The sequence below is a fragment of the Halodesulfovibrio sp. genome, from assembly GCF_015482765.1.
In the GTDB taxonomy this organism is placed as follows: domain Bacteria; phylum Desulfobacterota; class Desulfovibrionia; order Desulfovibrionales; family Desulfovibrionaceae; genus Halodesulfovibrio.
On record NZ_JADMLB010000013.1, the window covers coordinates 1 to 7972 of the forward strand.

The window sequence follows — 7972 nt, forward strand, 5'->3', positions numbered from 1 at the left end:
ACGCCTGTTGTTTACAGCACCAAGTAGCTGTAGCCAACAGGCGTTTTTTTATGACGTGCTAAATAAGAACTGCGGATCTCGTTTGCTCCACTACACGAACGAATTACCCTAATGAATTCAAAAAACATCCCACCTATAAGGGGGTAAGGGGACAGTGTCCCTTTGCGAGGGATGCAAGGGGGTGGAGCCCGCCTTGCCCGTCGGAGACACCCCTCCCCCAAAAAATCAATACTAAAATTATTTCTTCCCGCCGGGATGCGCTTTGTCGTACACCTCTACAAGCTTGGCGATAGTAAGATGCGTGTAACGCTGAGTTGTTGTCAGCCTTGCGTGTCCAAGAAGCTCCTGAACACTGCGCATGTCTGCTCCGGCTTCCAAAAGATGAGTTGCAAAAGAATGCCGTAAACTGTGCGGCGATACCGCCTGAGGAAGTCCAACCCGCTTGCAAAGATCTTCAATAAGCCTTGCTGCCTGACGCCGATTCAGTCTGCCGCCACGAGCACCTAAGAACAGCGCTGCTTCCTGCCCTGTTGGATCTAATTTATCCCTGACAGAAACCCACGCGTTCATCGCCTCTTTTGCTGTATCGGAAAGGGGGACAACACGCTCTTTTTCGCCCTTCCCCATAACTCTGACAATACCAGAGTTGGCATTAATATCGTGAATATTAAGACGCAAGGCTTCTGAGATACGCAGACCGGAACCATAAAGCAGCTCCGCAAGAGCCAGATCACGAAGAAGTTGCTCTTCTTTAAAGGCACGTTTACGGGTAGATTCTGCTACCATTTGTTTCTTTTTGTTGAGAACTTCAAAAGTTTGATCAACATTTAATGCGGTAGGATGTTTCTGCGGTGCCTTAGGATTTCGTACGCCTTCAGTTGGGATATTCTGAATCAACTTACGCTTTGCCATATATTTAAAAAAACCGCGCAATGCTGACAGCTTTCGCCCCATTGATGTTTTACCGATCTGCACTCGATGAAGCTCAGCCAAAAAACCACGAATATGCTCACGCTTTACTTTTTCAGGCGCATCCAGCGTATTTTGCGTTCTGTGAAGATACGTTTCAAACTGAAAAAGATCACGGGCATACGCTTCTACAGTTGCCCCTGAATACCCTTTTTCAATACTCAAATGGCCTATGTACATCTCTGCCATATCTGGAAGTTCCGGCAACTCGCCATCAAACGTATCATCTGCAAACATCATTTTCTCCGTCCAGTTTGTGGACTCATCAAGCCGCATTACAGTGCTTGCCAAAACACTATGCGCTGTACCATCAAGACAACAAAATCTTTTGCTATACTTTTTGGTACTTCATTCCGGGAACCTGTTTTACTAGCCCGCTGATTTCCAACATAAGAAGCGCTGTACTCACTTGAGAAGTAGAAACTGACAACATCCGACTCAAGACATCGATGTGTACTGACTCTTCTCCAGTCAACAGTGTAAGAATCTGGTCTTCCAAAGAGGCCGTTGGATCAACCTGCTTCTGATCAAGAGGTAAAACATCTGCATGAACCCGCAGCTTAGCTTTCGGAAGAACTATCTCGTCATCAGTATATTCTTCAGTTTCAGGATGAGAGTACTCTTCGCCATTATCCTGTTCGGGGGAATCCTCTGAGTCTTCTAGCTCTGCCGCCTCAACAGGGCTTAAAGGAATCTCAATGACTTCTGGAATCGCACGTAACTGCTCTTCGATTGACGATAAGGAAGCAGTCACGTCTCCCTTGTCAGGAAAAATCGATGTATCTGCACAGCTTGCTGATATTTCATCACCAGCCCGTACTGAACATCCAGGCGATAACAACTGTTCACTCACAGTGTTTTCATCTTCATTGGCAGTAATACCCTCTTGAGGTTCTTTCGCTACAGCTTCTTCCTCATCTTTTCCTGCTTGTTGCACCTGCAGGTTCGGAATCTCAGGAACCGGAGCGACAACAGAAGGCTGCGAAGAAGATCGCACAACCGCGCTATCTCCCGATCTGGTAAAATTATCAAGCGAAATTCCGAGCAACGGTGCGATAGATACAAGAATATCATCACAAGAGAAGACGGCCGTTGCCCCCTGACGAATCAAATCATGACATCCGGTTGAAACGGAAGACTGCATTCTCCCCGGCACAGCAAACACCTCCCGCCCTTGCTCAAGAGCATGGCGAGCTGTAATTAAACTTCCACTTTTTGGAGCTGCTTCAATAACAAGCACTCCTAATGACAGGCCGCTGATAATACGATTTCGGAGAGGAAAATTGCGTGCTTCGGGTGGCATATTAGGAGAAAACTCCGAAACAATGACACCATGTTCTGCTATATCAAAAAACAACTGGCTGTTCTCAGGAGGATACACATGCGAAATTCCGGTTCCCAAAACAGCAACGGTGCTCCCCCACGCTGAAAGTGCGTGAGAATGGGCAACTGAGTCTATGCCGCGAGCTAAACCGGAAACGGTGGTTACTCCTGAAGCGGATAATGTTCGACTAAGCATTTCTGCCGTACGAATCCCGTCCTTGGAACAGCGTCGTGATCCAACTACCCCGATGGAAGGATTTTTCAGTAAGGAAACATCCCCTTTGGCATACAGAAAAAGTGGTGGATCAGGAATTTCACGTAACAACTCCGGATACTCTTCATCTGCCCACAGCAGCACTTCACATGCAACCTGTCCGGCATTATCCCACTCTTTTCGAGCAGCCTCGCGCCATTGATTACTCAGTACCGCCTGTACAACGCGTGCAGAAATAGAAGCACGTGACGACCAGCTCTTAATGTCTTTCATTGCAGCACTGGCAGAACCGTATTCGACTAGTAATCGTTTTGCAGTGCGGCATCCAATACCGTTGGTGTACCGTAATGCCAAAGACGCCCAAAAATCTTCGCGCCTTTCTTCAGACAACGTTCCAAGGCAGCTTACAGAGGGTTTGTTCATAAATTCTTAGATACCGGAAAGCATAGTTCGCGCTAAACGCGCTTCGTTTGATGTAGGATACTTTTCAACAACTTTGAGTAAATGACGTCGTGCTTGAGAAAATTCATCCAACCGTTTGTAGGAATATCCTATTTTCAACATAGCAGCCTTGGCCTTGCCACTCTCAGGGAAGCGGCGAAGCACTTCGCGAAACAGATCTATAGCCACAAGATAGTCTTTCTGAGAATAGAAGGATTCACCGACCCAGTAGACCGCATTAGGAACCAAAGTACTATTTGGAAATTCTGTGAGAAACTCTTCAAGTCGCTCTCGCCCTTTAAGATAATCCCCGTCATTTAAGAGCTGCAACCCATGTTTGTACATTGATGCAGCACCGTTTTTTACTCCCACGGGTGAGACCGCTTTTTTTACGGGCTGATAAGAACTTTTGGCAACTGCGTGAGACGGTGAGGAAACTTTTTTTACAGGAGTTGAAGAAACCGTCTTCTTTATAACCGTTGCTGCAACAGGCTTTTCAACTGTAGGTTTCTGTGGCGACACAATGTCAGGCGAACTTCCCGCTTTAGCTACGGTAAACGGATGCTCCCGACCTGTTGTTCCAACAGCTGCAGGCTGGCTCACTGGAGCTGCTTGTACGCTTGCTTGTTTTTGTGAAGTTCCAAGCTCTGGCTCTTCACTCTTTGTTTCTGCAGCTATGGCAGGAATATCTTTTTTACTTACGACATCAGAAGAAAGTGCATCATTCCCTGCTGAACCGGAAAACACACGCACATCGGATGTAATTTGCAATGAAGATGACTGCACCCCCACTTGCGATGCGACTGGCAATCCCAGTTGCTTTTCCAGTTTTGCGATTCGTGTTGAGAGTCCGGCTTCACGTATTGCAGCTTTTTCCCTGAAATCGAGAAAACGCTGTTCTAAATTCTCCATACGCCACTTTGTACTTGCAACGTCCGTATGCATGTTGGCAGTGCTGCATCCACAACACGCCACAATTAGACCACCTGCCAACAACCGCACTATCATCGCTGCACCTCTTCACCCGCCTGTCATATCACGTTATTTCTATAACAACACAGTCTACAACTGCATTTACGACCAAATATAACGCGCAGCATACCTGTAATCTGTTTTCAACTGAAGTTATTTTTTCAAGAAAGAACACCCGTTACACGTTTTTTCGTGCATACTGGTACACGCAGGAGAACTTGCTTTTCGCGTATAAATGGTGCAATAAACCAATGCCCGGCATAGAAGCCGTGCAAATGCATCCAAAGGAGTTTTTGTAGCATGAACGGGCTACTCAACGACCCTCAGTTTTTAGGACTCAGACTCGCCGGCATTCTGGTTGTGTTAACCATTTTTGCTGTGCCGTCTCTTCCTCTCATTTCTGCTGTCAGCCAAGGTATTGCTAAATCTCAAAAAAAGAGTTTTTACGATAAGTTCGGCAAACAGCTCACACGCATGTGCCTCATTTTCGGTGGTACTGCGCTTGCAATTCTTGTTCTTGCTATTGCACGTTACCTGACAATCGATCCGGTAGTTCTGCAAGGACCATATCAATTGCCATTTTACATGTCTGCCGGCATTACTGCGCTTGCAGCTATAGTGCTCACTGTATATTTCAAGGTTTGGAAGTCTATGCGCAAACGAAAAGGCGCGCATATGGCTCTGGGGCTGCTCGGTTCTGCTCTTTCATTCTGTGCTGTTATCTGCATTGCAATGTTAGCTAACGTGCTACAGTCGCTTGATCATTTCCTTCCGTCACTCGGAACACCTCTCGAAATCTTCTCAGCACTTGTTGCAGCAGCAAACTCAACGGCTTTCTTTACCTTCACATCCATCGGCCTTATCGCAGGCTTTGCTCTGTGCGGTGCCTTTAGTCAAATGTATCTTCTCGCCCGCAGAGATAAAGATGACTTTGGACGTGATTACTACAAGTTTGCCATGCCATACGCAGCAAAATGGGCTATTGGCGGAACCGTACTCCAGCTTGCAGCATCTATTATGCTGCTGACAGCTACCCATCTGCCAATGCTTCAGGAACTTATTTCTACAGTTCCTCCTCAGGCACTTATGCAGCACCCAGTTGTTATGACTTGGGCCTTTGCACTTATTCTGCCTGTATTTGCATGTGTTCTCTGGACATTTATTGTTATGAGCGCAACCCCGATGCGTAGAAAAGTCAGCGTATACTGCGCAGGTATTCTTATGCTTGTAGCAGATATCAGCCTGCTGATTGCTACCTACTACGGCATTATGATGACCATGGCTCCCGCTGTTATTAGCTAATGCCACTCTTTTTAGAGTCAGTAAAAGCCCGTTGCCGCAAGGTAACGGGCTTTCTTTTTTCTCTTTAATGAGAATCCTCTTTCAATAACCTGAAGAACTTACACTTTTGTATAAAAGTCGTTGACAATATATATCAAACTGTTCAAATATTCTTCAGATTGAGTGAATATTGGCACCCTGCCAATTTGAATTATAAACGGTATGCAACCGGCTAGAAGAGGATTCTGGAATGGATTTTAAACTTGATTTGCTCCCTGAAGAAAAACGGAATCACGAATGTCTGTCTGGTCTCGAGACACTGTCATTCGGTCAGATGCGCAGCGACCACATGTTCGTTTGCGAATACGAAGACGGCGAGTGGAAAGACGCACGCATTGTTCCGTATCAGGACTTTTCTATTGCACCTGGCGCTATGGTACTTCATTACGGTCAGGCTATCTTTGAAGGTGCAAAAGCATTTCAGCGCAACGGTGAAATCTACACTTGGCGCTTCGATAAAAACGCAGAACGTTTAAACGAATCTGCACGAATTCTTTGCATGCCGGAAATTCCAGTCGACCTACAGATTGAAGCTCTTAACCGCCTGCTCGACGTTGAGCGTGACTGGTGCCCGAACATTGAAGAGTCTTCTTTGTACATCCGTCCGTTCATGTTTGCGACTCAGGACTCCCTTGGCGTGCATCCAAGTGCTAAATACACATACTGCATCATGCTTTCCCCAAGCGGTCCTTACTACGCTGGCGGCTTCAGCAACACTGTTACACTGCTCGTAACTGAAAAATTCCACCGTGCAACGCCGGGCGGCACTGGTGCTGCAAAAGCTTGCGGCAACTACGCGGCTTCCCTGCGTGCTCAGGAGTTTGCTAAATCTAAAAACTGTGCTCAGGTACTGTACCTTGATACTTCCAACACATACCTTGAAGAAGTTGGTGCAATGAACCACTTCCACATCAAGAAAGACGGAACTATCATCATCCCCGAGTTTACCGATACTATTCTGAAGTCTATTACTTCTCAGTCTGTACTCGAACTTTTCCCGAATGCCCGTCAGGAACGCATTAAAATTGCAGATTTCCTCGAGCAGATTGAAAACGGTGAAATCATCGAAGCAGGCGGTTTCGGTACTGCAGCAGTAATTACCCCTGTTGGTAAATACGTAACCGACGACGGTAAAGAATACGTTGTTGGTAACGGTGAAATCGGCGAGCACACCCGCGCAATTTACGACAAATACGTAAGCATGCAGCGCGGCGACACCGAAGCACCAGAAGGCTGGCTCGCTAAGGTACCTCGCTACTAATTGTTATTGTTTGTTTTATGCTCATGGAAAAGGCGCCCTATTTAGGGCGTCTTTTTTTGTGGGAAGGCTCCGGCAGCTGGGAAACGCACCGTGTAAGTAAAAATTGTATAGAAGCTTTTTTGATGCCTCCGGCGGCTGGGGGAGACCCGTTTTTCAAAAAGGGCTTTCCCCCAGACCCCCTTCCTAAAAATTTTATTAGTGGATAACAGAGGCTTTCTGCATGCTTGAAATATTCACTGGGCAAAAAAACTTTAGCTCACAAATAAATGCAGAAACATTACGGATAATACTTTTGGGCTACATCCCCCCAACAAAAAAAGCTCCCGCCCAAAAAGGCAGGAGCTTTTACACACCGAAATTTGTTGTAACTAGAAGCAAATACTAGCGACGAGGCTCACGAGGTTTTGCTTCAGAAAGAGTTGCGGGACGACCCATCAGGTTTTTCCCGTTAAGGGTCTCAATTGCAGCATCAGCTTCATCGGCATCCATATCTACAAATGCAAATCCGCGGGAACGACCAGTTTCTTGATCTTTCATGATACGGACACGGATAACAGTGCCACATTCTGCAAAGAAATTGCGTAAATCATCATCTTCTGCGGACCATGCGAGGTTACCGACAAAAATACTTTTTACCATCTAATACTCCATAAAAATTTCACGGTATCCCGTGCTTTCTGCCGCAATATACCTAAATCACCAAGAGCCGCAACGAAAATATGTCCTTCCAAGTCTGATGCGTTCCTTCATGCGTCAGCTATCACAGCACATAGCCACGTTTCATAAGCATTTTACCGTTGTGCTCTCCCAAATTTAGATCTAAACAATCAAGACTTATTTGATAACTGCTTATTTTCTATGGGTAAAGAAAGGTGTGCACAATGAAAACTAAAAACTACCGATTCAAAAAAGTACTCAACCCCCTTTTGCGGAACTGGTATTCAGCATTTTTAATTATCTTATGCAGTCTGATTCTGCCGCCTGATTGCTTAGGAAAGAACAAGTATCGCCCCACAGATTTTTATGGGACTTTCCAAGTCACAAAGATGGTAAAGGTTTCGAACTGCTACGTGGGAATCCCTGAAGATAGGGCTAAAGACAAATTAAATAAAGAAATTATGATCGCAAAAGACTCATACCTCAATACAGAGGGGCGAACTATCGGCCAAAGTACAATTCGCTATCGGGTAGATATCTATGATGAAGAGCCTCAATTCTGCTTAGCAACAATTGTAGAAGGCCGAGATGCTACCTGCACAAATCTAGAATTAACGGTTCTAGATTCATCAATTCAAAAATATTTCCCTGATGCTGCTCCGGAGCTATACACACACTTCGAAATCAGCGATCAGAACATCTTGTACAATGAGATCGGTTGCTGGATATATAAATATAAACGTACCCAGTAGAATACACCTAAAAAAAAGGGACAGCAATTGCTGTCCCTTTTT

7 protein-coding genes are annotated in these 7972 nt (G+C 45.7%); 3 read left to right on the top strand and 4 right to left on the bottom strand.

What is annotated here, in order from left to right:
• Window positions 1-237: 237 nt before the first annotated feature.
• The 3 genes from QZY95_RS02020 to ybgF all read right to left on the bottom strand — a co-directional run bounded on the left by QZY95_RS02020 (window position 238) and on the right by ybgF (window position 3892).
• Window positions 238-1209: a tyrosine recombinase XerC gene (locus QZY95_RS02020; RefSeq protein WP_365970677.1), complete on the bottom strand. Its 972-nt coding sequence runs from the start codon at window positions 1207-1209 to the stop codon at window positions 238-240.
• A 91-nt stretch (window positions 1210-1300) separates the two neighbouring features.
• The gene (dprA, locus tag QZY95_RS02025; RefSeq protein ID WP_290918711.1) at window positions 1301-2929 is read right to left on the bottom strand and encodes a DNA-processing protein DprA; all 1629 of its coding nucleotides are present in this window, start codon (window positions 2927-2929) and stop codon (window positions 1301-1303) included.
• Window positions 2930-2935: 6 nt separating this feature from the next.
• Window positions 2936-3892: a tol-pal system protein YbgF gene (gene ybgF, locus QZY95_RS02030; RefSeq protein WP_290918714.1), complete on the bottom strand. Its 957-nt coding sequence runs from the start codon at window positions 3890-3892 to the stop codon at window positions 2936-2938.
• A 327-nt stretch (window positions 3893-4219) separates the two neighbouring features.
• Between ybgF and QZY95_RS02035 the strand changes: the two genes are divergently transcribed.
• Window positions 4220-5221 carry a hypothetical protein gene (locus QZY95_RS02035; protein ID WP_290918718.1) on the top strand — a complete coding sequence of 334 codons (1002 nt, stop codon included), beginning with the start codon at window positions 4220-4222 and terminating at the stop codon, window positions 5219-5221.
• Between the two features lie 229 nt (window positions 5222-5450).
• Window positions 5451-6521: a branched-chain amino acid aminotransferase gene (locus QZY95_RS02040; RefSeq protein WP_290918720.1), complete on the top strand. Its 1071-nt coding sequence runs from the start codon at window positions 5451-5453 to the stop codon at window positions 6519-6521.
• A gap of 381 nt (window positions 6522-6902) precedes the next feature.
• Here the strand turns inward: QZY95_RS02040 and QZY95_RS02045 are convergent, their stop codons facing one another.
• Window positions 6903-7160 (bottom strand): RNA-binding protein, encoded by a 258-nt coding sequence (locus tag QZY95_RS02045; RefSeq protein WP_290918722.1) that lies wholly within the window; start codon window positions 7158-7160, stop codon window positions 6903-6905.
• A 242-nt stretch (window positions 7161-7402) separates the two neighbouring features.
• Between QZY95_RS02045 and QZY95_RS02050 the strand changes: the two genes are divergently transcribed.
• Window positions 7403-7930 carry a hypothetical protein gene (locus QZY95_RS02050; protein ID WP_290918725.1) on the top strand — a complete coding sequence of 176 codons (528 nt, stop codon included), beginning with the start codon at window positions 7403-7405 and terminating at the stop codon, window positions 7928-7930.
• Window positions 7931-7972 lie beyond the last annotated feature (42 nt).